Here is a 22,772-nt window from a genome sequence, read left to right as displayed (position 1 = left end):
CATACCTACTATTTCCTTTTACCCGCCAGCTGATTCCATGAATCGGCGAATTCCCTATTAACGCTGCCATGCAAAAAAGGTATCCGCCTCGCTGCCTGCACAGGGAACAAGGGGATGCCTTTAAATTAGCTTTATTCGTTTTCTTTGACATCGACAACGATGCTCCCAATCAGCTTGCCGTTCATATAGGGCAGCAGACGCCATTTTCCCGGCTCCGGCAGCTTCATGGACGACGGCAGCTTCATGGACGGCGGCAGCCTGTAATAATCGCCTGCAGACCCGTACTGGAAAATAGACAACAGCTTATCGCTGCCTTTCTGTACGGCTTTCACTTCAAAGTTGCCTTCTTGAGCCATGGTTCTATCCAGGAAAAACCACATATATTTATTGTACCGGTTTGCGATAAACCCCGAATCAATGAAGCCAATGACATCCGGTATTCCTCTTAGCTTATACGTCTCCCCGGAGAAGGTAGGCGTAAGCGACCAGTCCGGCTCCGCTACATCCAGCACCACATCGGCATAATACTCGCCATCAAGGCTGATCTCATAACGCCACATGCCACCCAGCGGCAGCGCGAAGCTTGCGGTCCATCTATCTAGTCCCGCATAACCGGAACTAGGCTCCTCCACAATCGCCGGTTCTACTACAGTCAAGCTCTGGCCAGAAGGCAGATGCGCTGCCTCAATTGAAAGCTCCTTCCCCAACAGATCGCTGAAAGGTGCCGCAAAGTGAAAGATATATCCGAACGGCGCTCCAGCTTTAAGCCCGGGGTCAGGAAACACCTCCACAATCAACTTCCCGTTATCATAATACGCATGACGGGCCTGGGGAACCTCCCCTTCTGTCTGCCAGAGCGATAAGTGATCCGCGATAAAAAATAACGCCATTCCCATGATCGCGATGGAGGCTAACATAGCAGCCGGGAATGTCCGTTTACGTCTATTGGTTTCTCCCCTCACTCCTTGCCTCACCTTGCTCTTCAGATCATTCGTGAAATGAGTATGATAGAAAGGTGATTCCTTCAGTCCAGCCTCCCAGTTCCCATTGCGACTATCCATCATATTCGCCCCCTTCCTGTTCCTCTTTCAGCAATTCGGACATTTTCTTCTTCGCCCGGAACAGTCTGGACTTGACCGTTCCCTCCGACAAATCCAGCGTCGCTGCAATCTCATCCATCTTCATTTGATAGTGGTACGCAAGCAGCAGAACTTCCCTGTGCTTCCTTGGCAGCTTCATCACGGTCTCCCATACTGCCCGGGAAGACATCCGCTCGAATACAACTTGTTCAGCAGAAGCCGTCGAGCCTTCTCTTCTATAAGCCCCCATCAGCACGGTCCTTCGTATAAACGCATTTCTCAAGTAATTCAACGATTTGTTGCGGGCAATGCTCAGCAGCCAGCTCTTCACGCTTGCCTCTCCTCGGAACGTGTACATTCGGTTATACGCGATCAGAAACACATCTTGGGCGATATCATCCGCAGCGTCACGCCGGCGAGTAAGAAAATAAGCGAAGTTCCAAATATCCTCGCCGAATTCCGTCATCATATCCTCCAGCACGGCAGCGCGGTCGAAGCCCGGCGCCAGATGATGCAAGTAATGCTTCTCCACACTGTTCACCTCTATGAATAAGACCCCTCAGGCATCCCAATAGTTCCATTCTTCCATATTTTTTTCGTTTCATATATGAGATTCAGGTGTACTTACCTTTAAAAAAATCATAAGCAATCATTCGCTTGTCGCATGAAAGGGGATAGCCGCATGTCTTGGAAAGAAAAAAAAGGCTTCAAATGGCTCGTAATGGCTATTCTCGTGCTGCTTCTCTTTTATTTGCTTAGCCTGAATCGCAGCTGGTTTCAGCCTATCGGCGTTGTTTTAAACGCGGTTTTTTTTCCGTTTGCCGTAACCGGCGTACTTTATTATTTATTCCGTCCGCTTGTGGAATGGCTGGAACGCAGAAAAACACCGCGAAGCATCGCGGTGATACTCGTTTTTCTCGTCATCGGCCTGTCTCTTGCCGGAATTATAATGACAGCAGGCCCTTTCTTCCAAAAGCAATTTGCCAGCTTCGTCGCTCAAGTTCCGGAAATGGTGGAATTTGTGGCGGATGGCATTGAATCGCTTCGCAACGGACAGGAGGCTCTGGCCCCTCCTATACGAGATGCCATTCCGAATTTGAACCATGAAATCGGCTCAGAGTGGAATCGATACGCAGGTTCGATCGCAGGCAGTATGCTGCGTGTATTCAACTGGATGAGCAATGCTCTTTTCGTATTGGGGCTTGTGCCGTTCATCCTCTTTTACGCGCTCAAGGATGGGGACAAGCTTATTCCGAAGCTGATCGACCTTGCGCCAACCTCCTACCGGGAGCATGTGCCTCCCTTACTGAAGGATCTGGATGATACCCTCTCCTCCTTCATTAGAGGCAAGGCCGTTATTAGTCTTGTCGTAGGCATACTGCTCCTCGCGGGCTATTCTATTATCGGACTGGAATACGCGCTTGTACTTGCCGTTATCGGCATGCTGGCGAATATTGTCCCCTTCTTCGGCCCCGTTATCGGCGCTGCGCCTGCTGTGCTCGTCGCCCTAATCCAGGATCCTGTAAAAGCATTGTATGTCATACTGGTCACCATCATCATCCAGCAAATCGAAGGCAATTTCATCTCGCCGCAGATTATGGGGAAAACGATGGACATTCATCCGGTGACCGTTATCGTGCTTATTATTGCTGCCGGCAGCCTGTCTGGACTGATTGGCATTCTGATCGTTGTTCCGGTTTACGCCGTTGTGAAGGTATTAATCAAGCATGGGCGACGCATCTTTTATGCCCATAAGCACCACCATATCCATCCCCAATAAGGGATTATGCTAAACGCGTGAGCATAGACAAAGGCTGCCTCAGAAGTCGGCTATGACCTCTGGGCAGCCCTTTTTTCAGACCGTTTTTATAGAAATACAATCATGGAGAGGACGAACATAAAGATGACCCCGGCAATCATAGGTACAGACGTCCTTTTGACAATAGCGATCGGATCTGCTTTAACGGTTCCGGCCACGATCAGAATAACTGCGGCTACCGGCGAGACGGCACGGAAGAGATTGCCTGACAGGCCAAGCGGAACAGAAATCGCAATCGGGCTAATGCCCGCCGCAACCGCCAATGGCACAATCAAAGGCACCATCGCAAAGATCAGGGCTGTGCCGCTTCCGCTCAAGATAACGATAAGAGCAGTCAACGCTACCAAGATAAGAGGCAGAATAAAGTCCAGCCCATTACCCTGAATGTGCTGCATCGAGGCTTGAAGCTCGTCCACCAAACCAATCGATTTCAGACCCGTTACGAATACGGACGCAGCTACGAGCAGCGCCACGATTGGTATAGCTCCGCCCATGCCTTTGAAGAAGGCTTCCGTCTTTTCCAAGACGCTCTTATTTCCTTTATGCCTGATCAATTCACACACAATGGCAAGAATCAGGGATACTAATGTCGCTACCTCAACACTAATACTGATTGATTCGCCTGTTGTCATCTGAACCGCATACACACCTAACAACAAGATAATAGGGAAAATCGGAAGAATGGCATATACGGTTTTGAACAGCTTGCCTCCGCTGACTTCAGCGACGGCTGGCGCATCAAGGTTATCGGCTTCATTGGCTTTTGCATTCAGCTTTTCTTTCTTATCCATTCGCTTCTGCCAGAAGTAATGGACAATCGCAATAAAGATCAACGTCGGAATGGAAACGATGGCATGATAGTTAAATACATAGTTCGTTACGTTCATGCCCTCGAACATGGCATGCTTGGCCAATTCCTCGGCAATCGCCACGTTGTCGCTTCCAAGCGGAGTCGGTACAATCGTTGCTGACGTAGCAATTACCGCACCTGCCGTTAGGGCTGTCATGCCCGCTTTTCTCAAGATCGGATACAGAGTGGCAAGCAAGATGATCGCCAGATTGGATGCACTAGGAATAACCAGCGACAATACATTGCCTAACAGGAATACAATTGGAACCAAGAAATAGACGGATTTGATTTTGGCGATAGGTTTCGTTAACGCATTTACCGTGACTTCATTGGCACCGATGGATGACATGTAAGCCGTATATCCGCCCAAGATCAGGACGATAAAGCCCGCCGCTCCAAAGGTTTGCTTGAACTGCGCGACGATGACTTCAAGCGGATCAAGCCAAAACGATCCCGTTGACTCAAATCCTTTAATCGCAATTTCTTTTCCCATACCCATACTAATGAGGATGAGAATAATGCCCATCAAGAAGAGTGTGATTTTAATATCCATTTTCTTGATTAGCATATAAATAACAATCGATACGGCTATAATAGCCGAGGCATACATGATGATGTTAGAATCCATGATGTTATTCCTTCCCTAATTGGAATGGTTGTTTAATTGCATTTTTTCAAACTTTCCATGAACCATTGCTTGAACATGTCCGGATCCAGATCGACGCATACTTTGGCATTGCTAGGCTGCTTCAAGTATCCCTTCAAATCCACTACCGTACATCCCGCAGTTAATGACCCGTTCAGTTCCACATCCACAAAAGTATCCACGACTTGGAACATTTCCGGCTGCAGCAGGTAGGCAATAGCGCAGCTGTCGTACATTTTCAAGCCCGTTTTCATGCTGCCGCCTCTGTACTTTTGGAATAATTGATAAATCATGTTCCCCGTCTCATTCATCTCTTTCAGTTGAGCGCTGTCTTCCGGGTACACCAGAGCTTTCAAGCCAACGTCGAGTCCCACCATGACAACAGGCAGACCGGCTGAGAAGACGATCTTCGCCGCTTCCGGATCGGCAAAAATATTAAATTCGGACATGACGCCCATATTCCCGCGTGTTGTAGATCCGCCCATCAATACGATTTCAGCAATCTTCTCTTTCACTTCCGGGTACATCTTAAGCAAAAGCGCAATATTGGTCAGCGGACCGATAGGCACCAAGGTCATAGGCTCTTCGCTTGCCATAATGACGCGGTGCATGGCATTCACGGCATTCTCTTTCAACACCAGATCTTCTGTCGGCTCTTCAAAGTCAAAGCCGTCCATCCCTGTTGATCCGTGAATGTCGCTTGCGTCAATAGGGTCTTTGATAAGAGGCCTGTCCGCACCCAATGCGACGGGAACATTCTTGCCAAAGAACTTCAGCAAGCGCAAAGCATTAGTCGTGACCTTCTGAAGGCTGACATTGCCCGCAATCGTCGTAATTAAGCGTACATCCAGCTTTTCACTATAGAGAGCTATGGCAAGCGCTACCGCGTCATCAATTCCCGGGTCTGTGTCAATAATGATTGGTCTTGGTTTTGTAGTCATCGTAAATTCCTCCTAAAATGAAAATATGAAGTAAGCGATTCCAATGCATATATAAAGCAGCCGCCGGGTGATTACGCCCGGCTCCTCATAAACTCTTCCACTTCTGCTGCAGTAGGCATGCCAGTCTGTGCGCCAAGCTTCGTTGTGGACATCGCTGCAACCGCGTTTCCGTAGTAGCAAGCATCTCTGAGCGGGAAGCCTTTCGCAAGTGCAAGGGCCAGTCCTCCATTAAACGAATCCCCGGCACCAGTCGTATCCACTACATCGATCTTGAAAGCAGGAATGCGGATATCCTTGCCATCCTCACGAATCGAGACTCCTTGACTCCCCATCGTGACGATTAGCTTTCCGTCCAGCTCTTCTTCACTTCTCCCTTGTCTGAGCAACGTTTGTTCATGCTCGTTCGGGGTCAAATAATCGATATCGCGTATGAGCTCGGACGGCAGCTCTTGAATAGGAGCCGGATTAAGAATGACGGTTACTCCGTTCTCCTTGGCAATCTCAACTGCCTTCTGTACGCCTTCCAGCGGAATCTCCAATTGAACAATAAGAATATCGCTTGCTGCAATCACGTCCCGCTTGGATTCAACGAATGCAGCCGTTACATAATTATTAGCCGCTGGAACAACAATAATACTATTGTCCCCGTCAGCCACAACAATGGTTGCTGTCGCAGTCGAATGTGTAACCGGTTCCACATCGGTTACATGGACACCTTCGTTTTGCAGATGTTTCAGAATATGTTGGCCAAAATCATCACTGCCAATGCAACCGATTAATTGAACATGAGCTCCAAGCCTAGCGGCAGCTACTGCCTGATTAGCTCCTTTGCCTCCAGGATTCATTTGAAAACGATTGCCGAAGAGCGTCTCGCCTACCTTCGGCACCTGGGAAGTAATCGTCACTAAATCCATATTAATGCTGCCTACAACGGTAATTTTGGGTTTCTGCTCCACACCGGTAACTCCTTAAGTTGAATTTCTCTCTATCAGCTCTACATCCAATTTATAGTATGTGTTTTCTATAGGTTGTTGTTCCATTAGATTAATCAGCATTTCGGCAGATACTTCTCCCAATTTATATATGGGCTGTACAATGGTCGTTAGCTCCGGCGTCATGACTGTAGACAGCTTGATTCCGTCAAATCCAATAACGGCAAGCTCCTCGGGCACTTTCTTCCCAAGCTGGTGTGCGACTTTTAGCGCCCCAATCGCCATAATATCATTGGCGGCAAAAATCCCGTCTATCTCCGGATGCAGACGCAGCAGCTCTGCTGTCGCTGCAATGGATGACTGCATATCGTAGTTTCCATTCACGACATAGCTTTCTTTGAACCACGGCTCGCTTGCAACGACTTCTTTATAGCCTTCATAACGCTCTTCCGCATTGACAACGCCATAGGAGCCCCTGATGTGGCCGATGTTTTTGCACCCTTTGCTCTGCAAATAACGCGTAGCCATCATGGCGCCCTTCTTGTTCTCTACTACAATGGTCGGAAGTCCCTTGCTGATCTCTCGGTCAATGCTTACGACAGGAATGTTGAGCTCCTCAACCTGCTGAGCAGTCAGCGTATTGGAAGAAACAATAATACCGTTTACATATTGTTGCTTCAGTACATCCAAGTAGGCCTGCTCTTTATCTCTATTCCCATCGGAGTTGCACAGGATAACATTATAGCCAAGCTTAGTGGCCATATCTTCAACAGCCCGGGCCAGCTCTGTAAAGAAAGGGTTCATGATATCAGGAACAATTAAACCAATCGTACTCGACCGCTTCTTGAACAAGCTTCTCGCCACTTCATTAGGCTTGTAGCTCGTCTCTTTGATGGCCTTTTCAACCTTTTCTCTCGTGCGCTGACCTACATAGCCTTTGTCGTTCAGCACTCTGGATACTGTCGCAACAGATACGCCCGCAATCCTTGCAACATCTTTAATTGAAGTCATGTTCTCACTCCACCCTGATAGGTAACCGGTTACACAACTAATATACACCTGATTAATTCGTTAGTCAATATCTCAGATTTTGTCGGAACGGTGTCTGCCGAGGTGCATTGAAACGCCAAAAGACCAGTCCGGCAAGCGGCTGGCCTTCTAGTTGAAATTAAGATCATCTTATGAGCTTGCAAACAAAGCCGTATTTATCCCAGTTAAGGGTTAAAACGAAGTTTAGGATATTGGCCGGGTTGCATGTCCCAAATCCCGATAATCGGCAGCGACATCCACCCATTATACGTACTGGGAATTTGCATCATCAGGGTTAGCATTCCAGCTCCTTTTCCAATATCGGATTGCAGGCTCTTCTCCATGTCGTAGTAGCAAGCTACAATAATTCCACTATTCATGCCGACCAGTCCGCCCCTGTTCTGAGCGGCGCTATACACGGGGCCAATCGAATAAGAGTGGGTTATGGAGCCTTCGGTATAATTTTCGCCAACCAAGCCCCCGACATTGTTGGAGCCTCCCTCAACGGTGGCACTTGACCAGCTATTGGTGATTGTACCCAGATTAATACCTGCTAACCCTCCTAAGCCCCAACCATTATTGGAAACTTTGCCGGTTGCATAGGATTCCGAAATATGACCCGAATTAGCCCCTACTAATCCGCCAATATTTTGCAAACCTTCAATATCGACATGAGCAGATGAGCGGAACAAAGTAGCCCTTGGCTCCATTCGGCCAATTAATCCTCCGGCATTCAAAGTACCTCCGATTGGATCTCTGCGGATCGTCGTGGTCGCATGTACATTTGTAATTGTCACGTCGCCTTCTACGTATCCGGCCAAGGCTCCGATATTGAATGCTCCCTGGATATGGACATTCTCCATTCGCAAATTCCGGATATCAGCTTGTTCCCTTATGGTGCCGAATAATCCGAGACCCGTGTGACTCGAGTTATCTGTAATGGTCATATTGCTCACCTTGTAACCATGTCCATCCATCCTTCCGGTAAACGGGCGCTCACTCGTTCCAATCGGCCTCCAGCCGTTACCTGCAACGTAACCGCTCAGGTCGATATCTGCACCAAGCGCAAAGCTGGAAGTCAGGAAGTCCCGCATCATATCCAATTGCGAAGGCGTCATTACGATAAAAGGATTATCCCGTGTGCCTTGCCCTTCATGGAAAGGAGACTCAACCGTAATCGAATCGCTCTCTGCTGAATGGAGACCCGTTGACGCGAAACCAATTCGGACGCCCGAGCCCAGACCCTGAATACTCAAATCCGAGAAATTCACTAGTCCATTAGCCGCTTGAACGGATACTGTGCCGCCAAGCAGGTAGCCTGCGTCTGTCAGCGTCGCGGTTACAGCAGCCGTTGATGATGTACGGTTGCCATGCGAATCAACAATTTCAATGGCAGGCTGGACTGACATAATTTCCTTGTATTTCACGACCAAGCTTGGCTGCTTCGCTATATATAGTCGAGCTGGAGCCGAAGCTTCGATCGTCATATTTTCAGTAGTCACCGGATGGACTAATCGCCCAATTGCAAAGGATAAGGTCTGCTCCCCAGCGTGGTTGAGCCTTATATTCAGGCTTGCTTCGCCATGCCAGAACTCGGCTCCCACAAGCATGGAGGCTTTAGTTATCTCCAGATTCTCCACACTTCCGATCGTTCCATCAGGCGCTTGGCTAAATCCTGACAGAAGTACCTCTTCCATACCTGTGAAGCTTTCATCAACGCTTCCGTCATCCTTCAACACAGTCAACTTCACTTTAACAAGCTCACCGGCGACAAGCTCACTTGTGATAACTTGCGTCACTACCCGATATGCACCTTGGACTGGTGTCGGCGTTGCCGTCGGTGTTGGTGTTGGTGTTGGTGTCGGCGTTGGTGTTGGCGTCGGTGTCGGTGTTGGCGTTGGCGTTGGCGTCGGCGTTGGTGTTGGCGTCGGCGTTGGTGTCGGCGTTGGCGTCGGCGTCGGCGTCGGCGTTGGCGTCGGCGTTGGCGTCGGCGTCGGTGCCGATGTTGCTATTGGTCCTGGCCAAGATGCTCCTTCGTATTCGATTTGCTCCACTACACCCAGCCCGAAGAAGCGGGCAAGCCCTTTAATGACAGCTTTGGCGATACGAGTCCCTTTCTCCAAATCGACTATCAAATCCGATCCCTGGTTGACGGTCAGTCGAATAATCTCTCCGCTTCTCAGCTCAATGGTAATCGAATCGGCCTCGGATACGACTTCGACGAAAGAACCAAAGAGTTGAATCAACGACTGTGCCGCTATTTCCTTCGTCAGGCGCAACGTCTCGAAGCCTTGCCCTGCCAGCTTCATCTCTTCCAATACAGCTCCCGACAGAAGCGTTGTATTGGCTATGGACGTAGTGCCGGAGACAACAATTCGCACATTGCCGTCATGCTTGTTTACCGTCATGGAGCGAATATCGCTGTCCTCCACATAGATGCTATGGAGACCTCCGCCCCGAACATACAGCTCGCCTTTGACAGTCACATTCCGCAGATAGACTTCTCCTGCACCGACAGATTCGTCGATGGTCAGATCGCCGTCAATGATGACGTTGCTGAGCGTTACGCCAGGCGCTGTAATGCTCGCATGACCGGACAGCTCAAGATTACCTTCATCCGGCCCATATGATCCCGCGGCACGATACATGTACGCAGCTTCGCGAATGGCCTCGTACGCTCTGTTCAATACGACGACCGCTTGCGCACGCGTTAACGAATTGCCCCCACCGAACGAGCCGTCCGGGTAGCCCTTTATCCATCCTGCTTCGATCACTGCCTTCACAGAGGCTCGGCTCCAGTCCGGCAATTCCTCCGAAAACAACGGCTCCTCCTGCCTCTTCAGACTGCCCAGTCTGCTCAGCATCACAGCTACTTCGGACCTTGTCACTGCTTTCTCCGGCAGCAGCTTGCCATCTTCATTGCCGCTGATATACCCTTGAGCGACAGCTGCTGCCGCATCCTTAGCATACCAGTCCGATTGCGCAATATCAGAGTAGACGGCATTGCCGAGAGATCCCTTGAATCCAAAGAGGCGATTGACAAGACTCATCCATTCTACCCGCGTAACCGAAGCATCAGGCCGGAATGTCCCGTCTGGATAGCCGGTCATTAATCCTCTTGCTAGCCAATTCTCGAGCTCGGCTGCGGCCCAGTGGCCCCTCAGATCGGACGGTTCGCCCCCAATGCCCGCTTGGTTAGTCGCCTTTGCACCCGCCTGCTCGGCCGCCAGCGGCAGTCCGGATGCGAGGATCGCCACCGAGAGCCCAATAGCGGCTGCCTTCCGCATTAGCGTTTTCATTTTGACTGAACTCACTCCCTTGCTGTCTATCACTCTAGTATTATAATTGGTGAGGTCTTTCAAGAAATCTACCCGAGGTTATAGGCGAGGTTATAGGCCCTCCAATTCCTTACCGCGCCGCAGCGCTTCGACTCGGCTGCCGGCTTGCAGCTTCCCGTAAATATGATTAATATGCGATTTCAACGTGCCCATCCCGATACCAAGCTCGGCCGCAATCTCTTTATTGTTCAGACCTTCTGCCATCCTGGCATAAATCAGATACTCCTTCTCTGTTAATAGAGCTTCGAGCGACACTTCACCTGACGACGGGACCGAGATAGACGGATCCCCGAATCCAAGCAGCACGCGTCTTACGAATGCCAATGCAGGCAAGCTCCGGTCGCCCATATGGCCTCTTTTGCGATACTTCACATATTCATTCAGCAAGCTTGCAACATCCAATCCCTTGTCCAAAAAGACGCGAATGTAGCCGTCTGGCTCCGCATAACCAAGCGCCTCCTCCAGCGTCAGCAGCGCATGCTCCGTCTTGCCCGTCTTACGGTGCATCATCGCCTGCAGAATCTGGACTTCAAGGGCGTCCATCGGGCGATGCCCCTTCTCCGACACCTTCAGCAGTTTAAGCGAGAGCCGATAAGCCTCATCGTAGTTCTCCTCCGCAATAAGTACGCGCAGCAGAAGAATATACGGGAACAACAGATAGACGGACACAGGGTCCTCTGAAGTCAGCCCGTATTTCTCCCGCCATTCCACCGCTGCCTGCAGCCTTCCATGCTCCATCTCGATGACCGCATGCTCCGCGTCCAGATACAGCCATATATCATCTGACGCTTTTCTCGCTACAGCCTCAGCAGCCGCTTCTTCCAGCCATCGAAGCGCCTCCTCCGGGTCCTGTCTAGCCCGATAAAGTCTGGAAAGGAACAAATAGACCGGCAAATAGATCTTTTCCGGCTGGAAGGGGTTGCCGATATTCTCGGTCAAGGTCAGGCGCAGCTCCATCTCCGACTCTTCCAACTCGTCGCGCTCGTACAAATATTCGGCGTAGCATATTCGCGCCTGCGCTTGAATATTCATAGGCGTAAAAAACTCGATCATTCCCCGAAATAAAGGCTCAGCCACTTCCCTCGGCAAATGCTTGCCGCGTTTGCCGTTGTAATTGCGGAAGGCGGTTGGAGCCAGCTGAGGCTGCGGCGAGGCATACAACAGCTCGCTTCCCTCGGGGATATAGCGCATGGAATGCATAATATGTCCGAGACCGTCCACAACGTCCATCTCATATTTGGTTGCCTTGATGCTTCGCAAGAAATGGAGGTTGCCAAGCAGGCTTTCCTTCTCTCCTTCCTTCCACACGGACAACGGATCGCTTAGGCGCTCGTCGGCTTGCCGCAGCAGCATGTTCGCCTGATCAGGCTTATTATCCATTAACAAAGCAAGTATGTAGGACAAATAGAGCGACCGGTTCTCCCATAGCAAAGCTTCCGGAATGACGGACAGCCAACCTCGCAATGTCGAGAATTCACGTCTAATCATGAATGTATTCATCTTCGCCAGCAATCGGACCGCCTCTTCGTAGCACGACCCTGCCAAATAATAATCTACCGCCTCCTCCTCCAGCCCCTGGCTCTCGCACCATGTCGCGGCGGCTCTTCTCAGCTCGCTAACACGTCCCTGCCGCTCCTTCTCCAGTCTGGCCCGCAGGAAATCTCCGAAGAGATGATGAAGCCTCCACCACTCCCGTCCGTGATCCAGCGGAATAAGAAACAAATTGGCATACTCTAATGACTCAATGCATCGTCCCGCGTCTTCCCTTCCTGTAACGGCTCGGCATAACGGCTCGCTAAAGCGATTTAATGAAGAGCATTCCATCAGAAAGGACTTTAGTTCAGCAGACAGTGACTGAAAAACTTCCTCGAACAAATACTGCTCCATCAATTTCCCGTTCGCCGGGAGAGCGTTTATCTTGGCAGGGTCAAACGACTGGCCTTCTCCTCCTTGGGATAGCAAAAGCAGCTTCAACCCCGTAATCCAGCCTTCCGTCATCCGCAGCATTTGTTCCTTCTGGGCGCCAGTCAAGCCGCGAACTCCGCTGCGATGAAGAAACTCCTCCGTATCTCCCAGATTGAATCGAAGCTGCGTTTCATCCAGCCGCATAGCCCAGCCTCTGCTAAAAAATCTGGCTTTTGATAGCGCAGCTCCGGTTCGTGCGGCCGCAATCAGATGAACATCTGCAGGCAAATAATCGATCAAATAAAAGAAAGCTTCCATAACTGAAGGTTCACGGATTAAATGAAAGTCGTCTAGTATGAGGCATAAGCCCCCCTTATCGCCTCTAAGCTCGTTCATAAATCGAATAAGAAAAGGCTCGAACCCCTCTGACGGCATGGAAGCGAGAGCCGCCCTAACTCGTCCGGCAAATCCAGGACGGCAGCAGTCAACTGCCGCAGTGACATATTCCCAGAATCGGACAGGATCATTGTCTCCTTCGTCAAGGGAAAGCCAACCGATTGCCTTCCCTTGCTGCTGCTTCGCCCAAGCGCTAATAAGCGTCGATTTTCCGTAGCCTGCCGGAGCGATCACGTAGGTGATTTTATGTTGAACTCCTTCGTCCAGCAACGCCAGCAGTCGAGGGCGAGTGACATATTCCTTTGACGGTGTAGGCATGTACAGCTTGGAAGTCAATAGATGCGCATCAAATCCAGTCATCCTGCTTCTTCCTCTCTTCGCATCATCTTTGTTGTCATTATACCTCACATTTTGTCAGAATGGTCTCAACACCAAAGCACAATACAACGAAAAAAAGCCAGTCCGATAAGGGACTGGCCTCTACTTGATGAAAACGTCATTCCAGTTGCCTGAGTGCTTTCCATACGAGCGCAAGCAGCTCAGGCAGCTTGTATACCTTCGTTGCCGTTCTTCCTAAAGCAACAATTCCATCCATTGTTCCTTCGTAATGGCGCCAAAGTAGTACGGCAAATCCAGGCTGTCTGTCAGTTCACGGAGCGAAGCCGCATCATAACGGGTTCCCGCCAGGCGTTCCGCAACCTCGGCGCTGTCGCCCCGGCCGAAGTAATCGCCGAAGATCGCCGCTTCCGCAATAACGCCCTCTTCCACTTGCAGGCGGACATCGAATGTGCCGACGCCTTCAATCCGCTTGCGCTGCTGCACGTTGAACGAAGGCGAGCGGCCGTAGTTCCATTCCCAGCTGCGGTAGCGCTCGTCCGCCAGCTTGCGGACCTTGTCCCAATCCTGCTCCGTTAGCTCGTACACCGGAATCTCTTCGGAGCCTTCGAACAGCGATTGGAGCAGCTTCTGCCGGAACTCCTCCGTTGTCATCGGTTCTTTCAAGAACTCTGAAATGTTCGCCACACGGCTGCGAATCGACTTGGTCGACTTAGAGACATATTTCTCAGCGTTCACCCTAAGGGCGGACACCACATTTTCGATCTCGGAATCGAACAGCAGTGTGCCGTGGCTGAACATTTTGCCCTTTGTATGGAACTGAGCGTTGCCTGAGATCTTTCGTTCGCCGACCTGCAGATCATTGCGTCCGGTCAGCTCAGCTTCTACGCCCAGCTTGCGCAGCGCGCGGACGACAGGCTCCGTGAACTTCTTGAAGTTATGGAACGAACCGCCGTCGTCTTTCATGATAAAGCTGAAATTGAGATTGCCGAGATCATGGTAGACCGCTCCGCCCCCCGACAGCCTCCGCACGACATGCAGGTTGTTCTCCTTCACATAGTCGGCGTTGATTTCTTCTACGGTATTCTGGTTTTTGCCGATGATGATGGACGGCTCGTTAATATAGAACAGCAGATAATCGTCTTCGCCCGGCAAGGAACGAAGAATGTATTCCTCAAGCGCCAGATTAAGCGCCGGATCGGTAATGCCGTTATTGCTGACGAATCGCATGAGTCATCCTCCTTCACGTTGTCGAAGCCATGCTTGCTTCATGGGTATAGCGTCAATTAGGCATGGCCTTAGGGAGATTATACCTGTGAGCGGCGCTCCGGTTCAACCGGGATGGATTTTGGCGTGGACGAGGAGTAGAATGGGTAAAAACGAAGAGGAGCTGATTGGATATGGAATACCGTCGTTTGGGAGATAGCGGGCTTAAGGTGTCCGCACTGGGGCTTGGCACGAATGCGTTCGGCAAGCGGTCCGATGAGCGCGCTTCAATCGACATCATTCATGAGGCGCTGGACAGCGGCATTACGTTCATCGATACCGCCAATATTTATGCCGGAACGGAATCAGAGAGAATTATCGGATTAGCGCTGGAGGGAAGACGGCATGAAGCTGTGCTGACGACAAAAGCGGGCTTGCCTCGCGGCACAGGCGCTTATGAACGGGGCTCTTCCCGCCGTCATCTGATGAGCGAGCTGGAGGGCAGTCTGCGGAGATTGAACACCGACTACGTCGATTTGTACCAGATCCATACCTTCGATCCCGAGACGCCGCTGGAAGAGACGCTGCGAACGCTTGACGATATGGTGCGCTCCGGCAAAGTCCGGTACTTCGGCGCATCCAACTACCATGCCTGGGAGCTCATGAAAGCACTCGGCATCAGCGACAAGCTGGGATTGAACGCGTACGTGTCCATGCAGACAAGCTATTCGCTTGCAGACCGGACGCCAGAGCGCGAGCTTATCCCGCTCTGCCTCGATCAAGGGCTTGGCATTATTCCATACTTTCCTCTGGCAGGCGGTATACTTACCGGCAAATATGGCTCGGCGCAGGACGCCCCGGAGGGCTCGCGCGCAGACACCGATCCCGGCTTCAAGCGGTTCATGGAGGATAAGAATCTGACACTGGCGCGCCAGGTGAACGAGCTGGCGGCGGAGCTGGGCATGGCGGCAAGCACGCTGTCGCTCGCTTGGCTGATGGCCCGCCCTGCCGTCTCGACAGTCATCGTCGGAGCGACGCGCGTCAGCCAGCTCCGCGACAATCTCGCCAGCGTAGACCTTAAGCTGAGCGCAGAGACGCTGGCTCGGCTGGACGAAATCAGCGAACCGTTCAGACAAGGCGAGCCGTTCGCCGTATACCGGTTGTCTTAATCCGGATTATCGCTTAGTCCGACTGCCCGTTGCTGGAGCTTAAGTCAACTGCCGGCTCCGTTGCGACCGTCACGCGGCTTGCCCGGATGAGGAGTTCATTCATGTCCTGCAAGCCGCTGCCTGCGTCTAGCAAAGCGCGCAGCTCGAAGCCGCTGCCGCTTACATCCAGCTCCTCATAAAGCCAGTGGTTATCGAGCAACGAGCTAAGCGATTCATAATGGGTCACCTCTTCGAACTGAAGATATAGATGATCATGACCAAGCATCGAGCCGCTGCCATCCAGCAGCAGTTCGATGCTTTTTCCATCCTCACTAATCCTTTCAGCGATGATCTTGGCATCATGAAGCCGATGAATCATGCTGCGCTCTTCTGGCAGCTCCGATTCGATCGACTTGTAGCGCGCCCAGTATGCATCACGCGCCTCGTCCCACTCTCGCTGAAGCTTTTGCTTCCATGCCTCGGCTTTTCTACGGAATTCAGGGGACGGCATGCCCATTCTCTTCAAGTCGCCTTCGCCGCGCTGAATCGCTTCTTGTAGCTCCTGCGGCATATGGCGGGTAATGACAGGCTCCATGTAGGTATAGAAGGCAAGCGATTCCGCCTCGTAATCCCTGTCATTCTCCACATACCACTGCTTGTCGGCTGCATAATCCTCTTCGCCTTCATGAAAGACAAGGAACCCTCGAATTTGCATCTTCCGATACTGTTCCGCCGTGAAGTACTTCATCTTATCCCCCCACTTCATATGAACGTCAAGCATGTCAAAAAAAGGCCGGATACGAGCTACCCTCACTCGCTCCAGCCTATATCCGGACATTCTCTATACGTTATCCGCCGGATATACAATACCGAGCTGCCTTCTGGCCTCATCCATAATCTCCATTGTAATGAGAGACGCCTCATGCGTGTTCACCGCCGACTCTCTCTTGCCTTCTTTTAGCAAGCGAATAAACTCATCCAGCTCGTAGTACATCGTATGTTCCACCGTCGGTCTGGTCAGATCCTCCACCCGGCCGTCGCGTGTTTGCAGCTCGATCCGTATCGGCTCGCTGATTTTATTAATGATCAGATTGCCATCCTCGCCATGAATCTCATTCGGCAGCGTCGAGCTGGTAATCTTGGAATGCATCATCACCGCATCCATCGAATCATAGCCCAGAATAATGCTGCCCTCTCCGTCTACGCCTGTAGTCAGCTTATACCCATCCGCCTTGACGGTACGGGGTCTGCCGAACAATGCAACTGCGGGATAGATGCAATAGATGCCGATATCCATCAAGGAACCGTTCGACAGCTCCGGCTTGAACGCATTCAGCACTTCGCCGGACTTGTAGGCATCATAGCGGGAGGAGTATTGGCAGAAGCTCGCAAAATAACGACGCACCGGCCCGATTCGCTCCAGATTGTCGCGTATCGCGCCAAAGCCCGGCATAAGCGTAGACTTCACCGCTTCCATCAGCAGCGTACCCGTACGGTTCGCTGTATCGATCATCTCTCTTAGCTCCCGGGCGTTGGACGCCGCTGGCTTCTCGCACAGGACATGAACGCCATGATTCATCGCCGTCATTGCATGCGGCGCGTGAAAGCTGTTAGGGCTGGCTATATAGACAGCATCGATCTCCCCGCTGGCGAACATGGCGTCCAGATTGGTGAAGCGATGCGGAATTTGGTGCTTGTCTGCAAATGCTGCGGCTGTCTCTTCCGTGCGGGAATAGACCGCCGTCAGGCTGAATTGCTCATGCAGCTTGGCCGCTGCGAGGAATCTTTCGGTAATCCAGTTTGTTCCGATAAGGCCGAATCGTATCATATTGAACAGCTCCTTCTCATTTTGACAAAAACATATGTTCTATATTATATTGGGCGAGAGCATCAGAGATATCCTAACGGGAGGTAAAGTATTGGACACATTAATATTGCTTATTCCGGGTCTGATCGTATATATTACCGTTCTGCTTGTATACGGGACGCAGGCCAAGCCGAAGAATGGCATTCTATTCGGCCTTAAGCTGCCTGAAGCCGCGCTTCAGGACTCGCGAATCGCCGCGCTCCAGATGCAGTTTCGGCAGTCCTACCGATGGTACGCCGTCGCCGTACTGCTCGGTTTGGCACCTTTGCTATGGCTCGGCTCCTATTTTGCGCTATCCTTTATCTACTTTATCTTGTGGGTTGCAGGCGTCATGTACACTTCCACCGTACCATTTAAAACCATCCATCACAAGGCTGTCGCGCTGAAACGGGATGAACAATGGTTCGTAGGCAAGAAGCGTTACATATCGGTCGAAAAGGACATTACCCGTCTGGCCGCCAAGAACCCTTGGTCGCCCTATTGGTTCGCATTGCCCGCCGTGCTAAGCATTCCGCTGATCGCCTTGTCGATCTCGCATGACAATCCGCTGCTGCGCTTGACCGGCTTCGCCTCTTTGGCAATGACCGCCGTCTTGCTGCTGCTGTCGCTAAGCTTCACGCACGGCAAGCCGAGGGCCTACAGCCGAAATCCGATAGCGAATAACGCTATTCATCATGCCGCGAGACGCTACTGGTCGATCTTTTGGCTTATTCTGGCGGTATTCGAGGTCGCTAACGCATTTATCGCCTACAACGTGCTGTCCGAGGGCACGATGATCCATATCAATCTCTGGATGGGCGGCATCGCGATGGTCTCGCTCGCCCCTCTGATTGGCATCTATTACGTGCATAATCGCGTCAAGGAGCTGGAATACCGCTTCGGCAGCACTGACGGCAAAGGCTATTATGCAGAGGACGACGACCTGCACTGGCGGCATGGCTTGTCCTACTATAATCCACAGGATAAGTCCCTGATGGTACAGAAGCGCGTCGGTACCGGCACAACTGTCAATCTGGCTACCAAAGGCGGCAAGCGGATTTATTACGGAAGCTTGGTATTAGTGGCTCTTGTCATTCTGCCTGTGACATTCATGATGATCCGAGCGGATTCCTCTCCGCCTGAATTGCGGATCACTGATCAAGGAATAGTATCGATCAAAAACACCGACTACGACTATAGCTTTGCCATCGACGATATCAAAGAGCTGACGCTTGAGGATGCTGTGCCGACCGGCTTCCGCTCGAACGGCATCGCAACATCCACCTTTGCAAGGGGCAACTTCAAGCTCTCCGAGCTAGGCCCGGCCAAGCTGTATGTATTCAAGAAAACGCCGCCGTACATTGTGATGAAGCTCGAGGATCTGGTTGTCATCTACAATGATGAAGAGCCGGCCAAGACGAGAGCGCTCTATCAGGAGCTGAAGAAAGCGTCGGGCCTTTAAAACGGATTGCTGCTACTATTTGCTATGATGCGAGAAATCACCTTTAGCAACATGATCGCCATCAATCTCCACTCATCCGCTGGAATCATAGTCTCTTTTAATAACTTCAACATCCTGGCTGGCCCTTCGGGGCCAGTTTTTTCATTCCACTGGCTGCGGCAGTTGTATTCTATTATCGATCCATGGTTGCTTGCACCCGGCGTCCTCGTCGATCCTCATGATGAGGCCGGGCATAACTGCACTCCAAGTACATGCCTCACACAGCCGTCAGTCGAATTCCTCTTCCAGCAAATCCTTCAGCATGCGGTCCCGATTGTTCAGAAATTGCTTCGTAATGATATAATGCTCTGTCTCTTCCCAAGTCGTCGTTCCAATCCCATCCGCTGACAATTCATAGATAACGGAATCCGGATAGGCCATCACAATTGGCGAATGGGTCGCGATAATAAACTGGGAGTTATCCTGAATCAGATCATGCATGCGAGCGAGCAGCGCCATCTGTCTGGATGGAGACAACGCCGCTTCGGGCTCATCGAGAATATATAGACCATTCCCGCCGAACCGATGCAGAAAGGTCGAGAAAAACGACTCTCCGTGCGATTGCTGATGAAGCGACTTGCCGCCATATGAAGATATGATAGAGGGGCCGCGTCCCTCCTTGTCCATCTCATCAATGTTCGTTGCCAAATTATAATAGCTCTCTGCCCGGAAGAAAAAACCGTCCTTCGGTCGCCTTGCTCCCCGCACCGGCTTCAAGTAATGATGCAGCTCCGAATGCGTCGCTTCGGTTTGAAAGGTGAAATTGACCGTACCGCCCTCCGCATTAAAGCCGAGCGCCACTGCGAGCGCCTCCATCAGCGTCGATTTCCCTGAACCGTTTTCTCCCACCAGATAGGTGACCTTTGGGTGAAATTCCAGCTCACTCAACTCTCGCACCGCGTTCAGGTTGAACGGATATTGGCGGAAGGAAGGGACGTTTTCCCGCAGCAAGGCAATTTTGCGCAGGAATCCGCTTCTTTCGTGAATGGACATGCATCATCCCTCCTTTGGCATTATGCGCTTGTTATCTTATTTCCCCTGCCACTTCTCGCCTTGAAGCTGTTTCCATACCGTCTTGTTGCTGTATCGCTTCTGAGAGCTGATATCCTCGCCGAACCATTCCGGTGCCTGGAATGCATTCGCTTCCTCCAACGAAGGGAACTCTACTTCGAGCACGGACAGCTGAATCTGATCATAGGTATCAATCTCGACTGTACGTCCGTTCCACTCAGCAGTGATCCGGTTTTTTGTCAGCGGTGTAAAGCCGAAGGCTTCTGTTACCTGGGCGTAGATGCTGCCCGAAATGCTGTATTCCACTTCTTCTCTCACTAATCCGTTGCCGCTCTTGAACGTATGCGTGTGTGACACCTGTCCTGTCGCCAGATCGGTCAGCCTGCGAACCCTCAGCTCTTCATTTTCATCCATAGCCAGGTAAGTCTGTTCGATTCGTTGTTCCGATCGCAGCACCAGCTCTCCCGCTTCGATCTGCGCCTCCGGGTATTGCGGCAATAAAAACTTGCGTTCTATCTCCAATGACATACAAATTCACTTCTCCTCTATAATTGCTTATTCTCCAAACTACCAAATTCGCCTAACCGAAGCAACAGCACTTCCCCTACCTTTATAAAAAATACATTTCGATGGGAGCTGTGCGCTGATACAATAATAGCTAATCTATATGTGAGGAAAGGATATGCCACTATGCAACCTTCAACCGTCATTCACAAGGCATTAACGATAGCCGGATCGGACAGCGGCGGCGGAGCCGGCATCCAGGCGGATTTGAAAACCTTCCAGGAGCTTGGCGTATACGGCATGTCTGCCATTACCGCCATCACCGCGCAAAACACGCTTGGCGTACAAGCCGTCTATCCTATGGAGGCCGGCGCCGTTGCCGAGCAGCTTCGCTCGTTAGGCGATGATCTGCCGCCCGATGCCGTCAAGACGGGCATGCTTGCCCATGCATCAATCATCACAGCCGTTGCGGAGCAAATGGCCCATTATCGTTTTCCCCATCTAGTCATCGATCCCGTCATGATTGCGAAAGGCGGAACATCGCTGCTGCAACGCGAAGCTTTATCAGCGTTGGTTAAGGAGCTGATCCCGCTCTCTTTCATGATCACGCCGAATGTGCCGGAAGCCGAGGAACTGACGGGAATGAGCATCACGAGCTTAAGCGACCGGGAGGAAGCGGCCCTCCGCTTGCATCAGATGGGCAGCGACTATGTCATGCTGAAGGGCGGACATGACCCCTCCACCCGGGATTTGGTCGTGGACATGCTGTATGACGGCACTACGTTCCGCTATTGGGAGCACCGTCGCATCGATACCCGCCATACGCATGGGACGGGCTGCACCTTCTCGGCGGCCATTACCGCCGGACTGGCTCAGGGCATGACCGCTTATGAAGCGGTTGATCTTGCGAAAGCTTTCATCCACGCGGCGATCGAGCATTCCTTTGAGATCGGGGCAGGACAAGGTCCTACGAATCATTTTGCCTATCGCCTGTATCATGCAGATTGATAGCCATACTCTCATTTGCTGCAACCTTTCACGGCATGATACCGTCTAGTTGTTCGACTTCATGAGAATAAGGAGAGAACAGCATGATCAACAACAAGAAGTTATTCAAGACGGCGGCAGCTTTGGCGATTGCCATATCGTTACTGGCTGGCTGCAGCAATGGGAGCGACAAGGAAGCTGGCAACGCAGATGCCAGCCCTAATGTGACCGCATCGGCATCACCTGATGCTACGGACGATGCGGGCAACGAAGGCGCATCTTCTTCACCAGAACCGTCTGAGGAGACAGAGCTGCAAGTATCCGAGGCCCCTTCTGTTGAAGACGCTGCACAGGAGAGCGCCGCACCATCTGCTACAACGAAGCCTTCTGCCGAAACAACCGCAACGGCGAAGCCGACACCGAAGCCTACCGTAAAACCTACTGAGAAACCAGCTGTGAAGCCCTCTGCCAAACCAACGGAGAAACCGGCGACCACGGCGCCAAGCCAGAAGCCATCGCCTAAGCCGACTGTGAAGCCTTCCCAAAAGCCAAGCCCGACTCCGAAACCGGAGGTTTCCGATAAGGTGAAGACATCCGATATCGTCGACAAAATTCTAGAGGATATCGAGCTGCCAGTGCTTATGTCCGTTTCAGGTGAACAGGTGAAGGACTCGTATTATTTTGATCCGAGCGAGTTGGTTGCAGAGGGTTCCTACAATCAAGCAATGATGAATACAAAAGCTACCGAGCTGGTGGTTGTGAAGCTGAAGTCGGACAAGCATTACGATGCTGTAAAGGAAGGTCTGACCAAGCGCGCCGAGGATATCATCAAGACGTTCTCGCAATATTTGCCGGACCAGCATGAGGATGCGAAGAACTACCAAATTGTACGCCAAGGCAACTACGTGTTGCTATCAATCTCCCATGATCAAGCGGGGATTAAAAAGGCGTTCGAAAGCTTCTTCCAATAAACCAGTCTATGCATAGGCTGCAAGATACATAAACAGGCTGTCCCGCAGGTCACGGTTGACCTTACGGGACAGCCTATTTCGCTCATTCAGCACATTTAGTGGTGTCACACAACGCTATTCCGCACCATTCTCCGATTCAGCACATTTAGTGGTGTCACACAACACTATTCCGCTCCATTCTCCGATTCAGCACATTTAGTGGTGCCACACAACGCTATTCCGCTCATTTCGCCGATTCAGCACATTTAGTGGTGTCACACAACGCTATTCCACTCAACTCTGTCCGACGGTGGGCTTGCAGGTCGATTTCATCGACCTAATTCGTTC

18 protein-coding genes are annotated in these 22,772 nt (G+C 51.4%); 5 read left to right on the top strand and 13 right to left on the bottom strand.

Annotation, left to right across the window (positions count from 1 at the left end):
• Nucleotides 1-131 precede the first annotated feature (131 nt).
• Together D3P07_RS14900 and D3P07_RS14895 are read right to left on the bottom strand one after the other, a co-directional pair.
• Nucleotides 132-1,064 (bottom strand): DUF4871 domain-containing protein, encoded by a 933-nt coding sequence (locus tag D3P07_RS14900; protein WP_119801018.1) that lies wholly within the window; start codon nucleotides 1,062-1,064, stop codon nucleotides 132-134.
• Nucleotides 1,054-1,620 (bottom strand): RNA polymerase sigma factor, encoded by a 567-nt coding sequence (locus D3P07_RS14895; RefSeq protein WP_259391513.1) that lies wholly within the window; start codon nucleotides 1,618-1,620, stop codon nucleotides 1,054-1,056. The genes D3P07_RS14900 and D3P07_RS14895 overlap by 11 nt, the downstream gene beginning before the upstream one ends.
• A gap of 141 nt (nucleotides 1,621-1,761) precedes the next feature.
• On the opposite strand from D3P07_RS14895, the gene D3P07_RS14890 reads away from it, so the two are divergent.
• A complete protein-coding gene (locus D3P07_RS14890; protein WP_182914336.1) occupies nucleotides 1,762-2,859 on the top strand; it encodes an AI-2E family transporter in 1,098 nt (365 codons plus the stop codon).
• Nucleotides 2,860-2,945: 86 nt separating this feature from the next.
• Here the strand turns inward: D3P07_RS14890 and dcuC are convergent, their stop codons facing one another.
• The 7 genes from dcuC to lplA form a co-directional block, all read right to left on the bottom strand.
• Nucleotides 2,946-4,376, bottom strand: a complete 1,431-nt coding sequence (gene dcuC / locus D3P07_RS14885; RefSeq protein WP_119801016.1) for a C4-dicarboxylate transporter DcuC — start codon at nucleotides 4,374-4,376, stop codon at nucleotides 2,946-2,948.
• A 32-nt stretch (nucleotides 4,377-4,408) separates the two neighbouring features.
• Nucleotides 4,409-5,335, bottom strand: a complete 927-nt coding sequence (rihC, locus tag D3P07_RS14880; RefSeq protein WP_119801015.1) for a ribonucleoside hydrolase RihC — start codon at nucleotides 5,333-5,335, stop codon at nucleotides 4,409-4,411.
• 71 nt (nucleotides 5,336-5,406) lie between these two features.
• On the bottom strand, nucleotides 5,407-6,291 hold the full coding sequence (rbsK, locus tag D3P07_RS14875) for a ribokinase (RefSeq protein ID WP_119801014.1): 885 nt from the start codon (nucleotides 6,289-6,291) through the stop codon (nucleotides 5,407-5,409).
• 12 nt (nucleotides 6,292-6,303) lie between these two features.
• Nucleotides 6,304-7,278: a LacI family DNA-binding transcriptional regulator gene (locus D3P07_RS14870; RefSeq protein ID WP_119801013.1), complete on the bottom strand. Its 975-nt coding sequence runs from the start codon at nucleotides 7,276-7,278 to the stop codon at nucleotides 6,304-6,306.
• A gap of 203 nt (nucleotides 7,279-7,481) precedes the next feature.
• Nucleotides 7,482-10,595, bottom strand: coding sequence for an S-layer homology domain-containing protein (locus D3P07_RS14865; RefSeq protein ID WP_119801012.1), 3,114 nt, complete (start codon nucleotides 10,593-10,595; stop codon nucleotides 7,482-7,484).
• Between the two features lie 90 nt (nucleotides 10,596-10,685).
• Nucleotides 10,686-13,295, bottom strand: a complete 2,610-nt coding sequence (locus D3P07_RS14860; protein ID WP_119801011.1) for a winged helix-turn-helix domain-containing protein — start codon at nucleotides 13,293-13,295, stop codon at nucleotides 10,686-10,688.
• Nucleotides 13,296-13,508: 213 nt separating this feature from the next.
• Nucleotides 13,509-14,501, bottom strand: coding sequence for a lipoate--protein ligase (lplA, locus tag D3P07_RS14855; protein WP_119801010.1), 993 nt, complete (start codon nucleotides 14,499-14,501; stop codon nucleotides 13,509-13,511).
• 170 nt (nucleotides 14,502-14,671) lie between these two features.
• On the opposite strand from lplA, the gene D3P07_RS14850 reads away from it, so the two are divergent.
• Nucleotides 14,672-15,646: an aldo/keto reductase gene (locus tag D3P07_RS14850; protein WP_119801009.1), complete on the top strand. Its 975-nt coding sequence runs from the start codon at nucleotides 14,672-14,674 to the stop codon at nucleotides 15,644-15,646.
• A 13-nt stretch (nucleotides 15,647-15,659) separates the two neighbouring features.
• Here the strand turns inward: D3P07_RS14850 and D3P07_RS14845 are convergent, their stop codons facing one another.
• Both D3P07_RS14845 and D3P07_RS14840 read right to left on the bottom strand, forming a co-directional pair.
• Nucleotides 15,660-16,373, bottom strand: a complete 714-nt coding sequence (locus tag D3P07_RS14845; RefSeq protein WP_182914335.1) for a DUF4085 family protein — start codon at nucleotides 16,371-16,373, stop codon at nucleotides 15,660-15,662.
• A gap of 93 nt (nucleotides 16,374-16,466) precedes the next feature.
• Nucleotides 16,467-17,453: a Gfo/Idh/MocA family protein gene (locus D3P07_RS14840; RefSeq protein ID WP_119801007.1), complete on the bottom strand. Its 987-nt coding sequence runs from the start codon at nucleotides 17,451-17,453 to the stop codon at nucleotides 16,467-16,469.
• 91 nt (nucleotides 17,454-17,544) lie between these two features.
• Between D3P07_RS14840 and D3P07_RS14835 the strand changes: the two genes are divergently transcribed.
• Nucleotides 17,545-18,933, top strand: a complete 1,389-nt coding sequence (locus tag D3P07_RS14835) for a DUF5808 domain-containing protein (protein WP_119801006.1) — start codon at nucleotides 17,545-17,547, stop codon at nucleotides 18,931-18,933.
• Between the two features lie 267 nt (nucleotides 18,934-19,200).
• On the opposite strand, the gene D3P07_RS14830 is transcribed toward D3P07_RS14835, so the two are convergent.
• On the bottom strand, nucleotides 19,201-19,965 hold the full coding sequence (locus D3P07_RS14830; protein WP_119801005.1) for an AAA family ATPase: 765 nt from the start codon (nucleotides 19,963-19,965) through the stop codon (nucleotides 19,201-19,203).
• Nucleotides 19,966-20,001: 36 nt separating this feature from the next.
• A complete protein-coding gene (locus tag D3P07_RS14825) occupies nucleotides 20,002-20,511 on the bottom strand; it encodes a CYTH domain-containing protein (protein WP_119801004.1) in 510 nt (169 codons plus the stop codon).
• Nucleotides 20,512-20,673: 162 nt separating this feature from the next.
• On the opposite strand from D3P07_RS14825, the gene thiD reads away from it, so the two are divergent.
• Entirely contained in the window at nucleotides 20,674-21,495 is an 822-nt protein-coding gene (thiD, locus tag D3P07_RS14820) for a bifunctional hydroxymethylpyrimidine kinase/phosphomethylpyrimidine kinase (RefSeq protein ID WP_119801003.1), read from the top strand.
• An 83-nt stretch (nucleotides 21,496-21,578) separates the two neighbouring features.
• Nucleotides 21,579-22,445 (top strand): DUF4358 domain-containing protein, encoded by an 867-nt coding sequence (locus tag D3P07_RS26740; protein WP_147384522.1) that lies wholly within the window; start codon nucleotides 21,579-21,581, stop codon nucleotides 22,443-22,445.
• Nucleotides 22,446-22,772 lie beyond the last annotated feature (327 nt).

The organism is Paenibacillus sp. 1011MAR3C5 (genome assembly GCF_003591485.1).
Taxonomy (GTDB): domain Bacteria; phylum Bacillota; class Bacilli; order Paenibacillales; family Paenibacillaceae; genus Pristimantibacillus.
The sequence above is the reverse complement of the archived record's forward strand: the minus strand, read 5'-3'. Positions and strand labels throughout refer to the sequence as shown.

Bases quoted from the DNA above. Each gene is read 5' to 3' on its own strand.
- D3P07_RS14900 (WP_119801018.1), bottom strand. From the start codon at position 1,064: ATGATGGATAGTCGCAATGGGAACTGGGAGGCTGGACTGAAGGAATCA.
- D3P07_RS14890 (WP_182914336.1), top strand. From the start codon at position 1,762: ATGTCTTGGAAAGAAAAAAAAGGCTTCAAATGGCTCGTAATGGCTATT.
- dcuC (WP_119801016.1), bottom strand. From the start codon at position 4,376: ATGGATTCTAACATCATCATGTATGCCTCGGCTATTATAGCCGTATCG.
- rihC (WP_119801015.1), bottom strand. From the start codon at position 5,335: ATGACTACAAAACCAAGACCAATCATTATTGACACAGACCCGGGAATT.
- D3P07_RS14870 (WP_119801013.1), bottom strand. From the start codon at position 7,278: ATGACTTCAATTAAAGATGTTGCAAGGATTGCGGGCGTATCTGTTGCG.
- D3P07_RS14865 (WP_119801012.1), bottom strand. From the start codon at position 10,595: ATGAAAACGCTAATGCGGAAGGCAGCCGCTATTGGGCTCTCGGTGGCG.
- D3P07_RS14860 (WP_119801011.1), bottom strand. From the start codon at position 13,295: ATGACTGGATTTGATGCGCATCTATTGACTTCCAAGCTGTACATGCCT.
- lplA (WP_119801010.1), bottom strand. From the start codon at position 14,501: ATGCGATTCGTCAGCAATAACGGCATTACCGATCCGGCGCTTAATCTG.
- D3P07_RS14850 (WP_119801009.1), top strand. From the start codon at position 14,672: ATGGAATACCGTCGTTTGGGAGATAGCGGGCTTAAGGTGTCCGCACTG.
- D3P07_RS14845 (WP_182914335.1), bottom strand. From the start codon at position 16,373: ATGAAGTACTTCACGGCGGAACAGTATCGGAAGATGCAAATTCGAGGG.
- D3P07_RS14840 (WP_119801007.1), bottom strand. From the start codon at position 17,453: ATGATACGATTCGGCCTTATCGGAACAAACTGGATTACCGAAAGATTC.
- D3P07_RS14830 (WP_119801005.1), bottom strand. From the start codon at position 19,965: ATGTCCATTCACGAAAGAAGCGGATTCCTGCGCAAAATTGCCTTGCTG.
- D3P07_RS14825 (WP_119801004.1), bottom strand. From the start codon at position 20,511: ATGTCATTGGAGATAGAACGCAAGTTTTTATTGCCGCAATACCCGGAG.
- thiD (WP_119801003.1), top strand. From the start codon at position 20,674: ATGCAACCTTCAACCGTCATTCACAAGGCATTAACGATAGCCGGATCG.
- D3P07_RS26740 (WP_147384522.1), top strand. From the start codon at position 21,579: ATGATCAACAACAAGAAGTTATTCAAGACGGCGGCAGCTTTGGCGATT.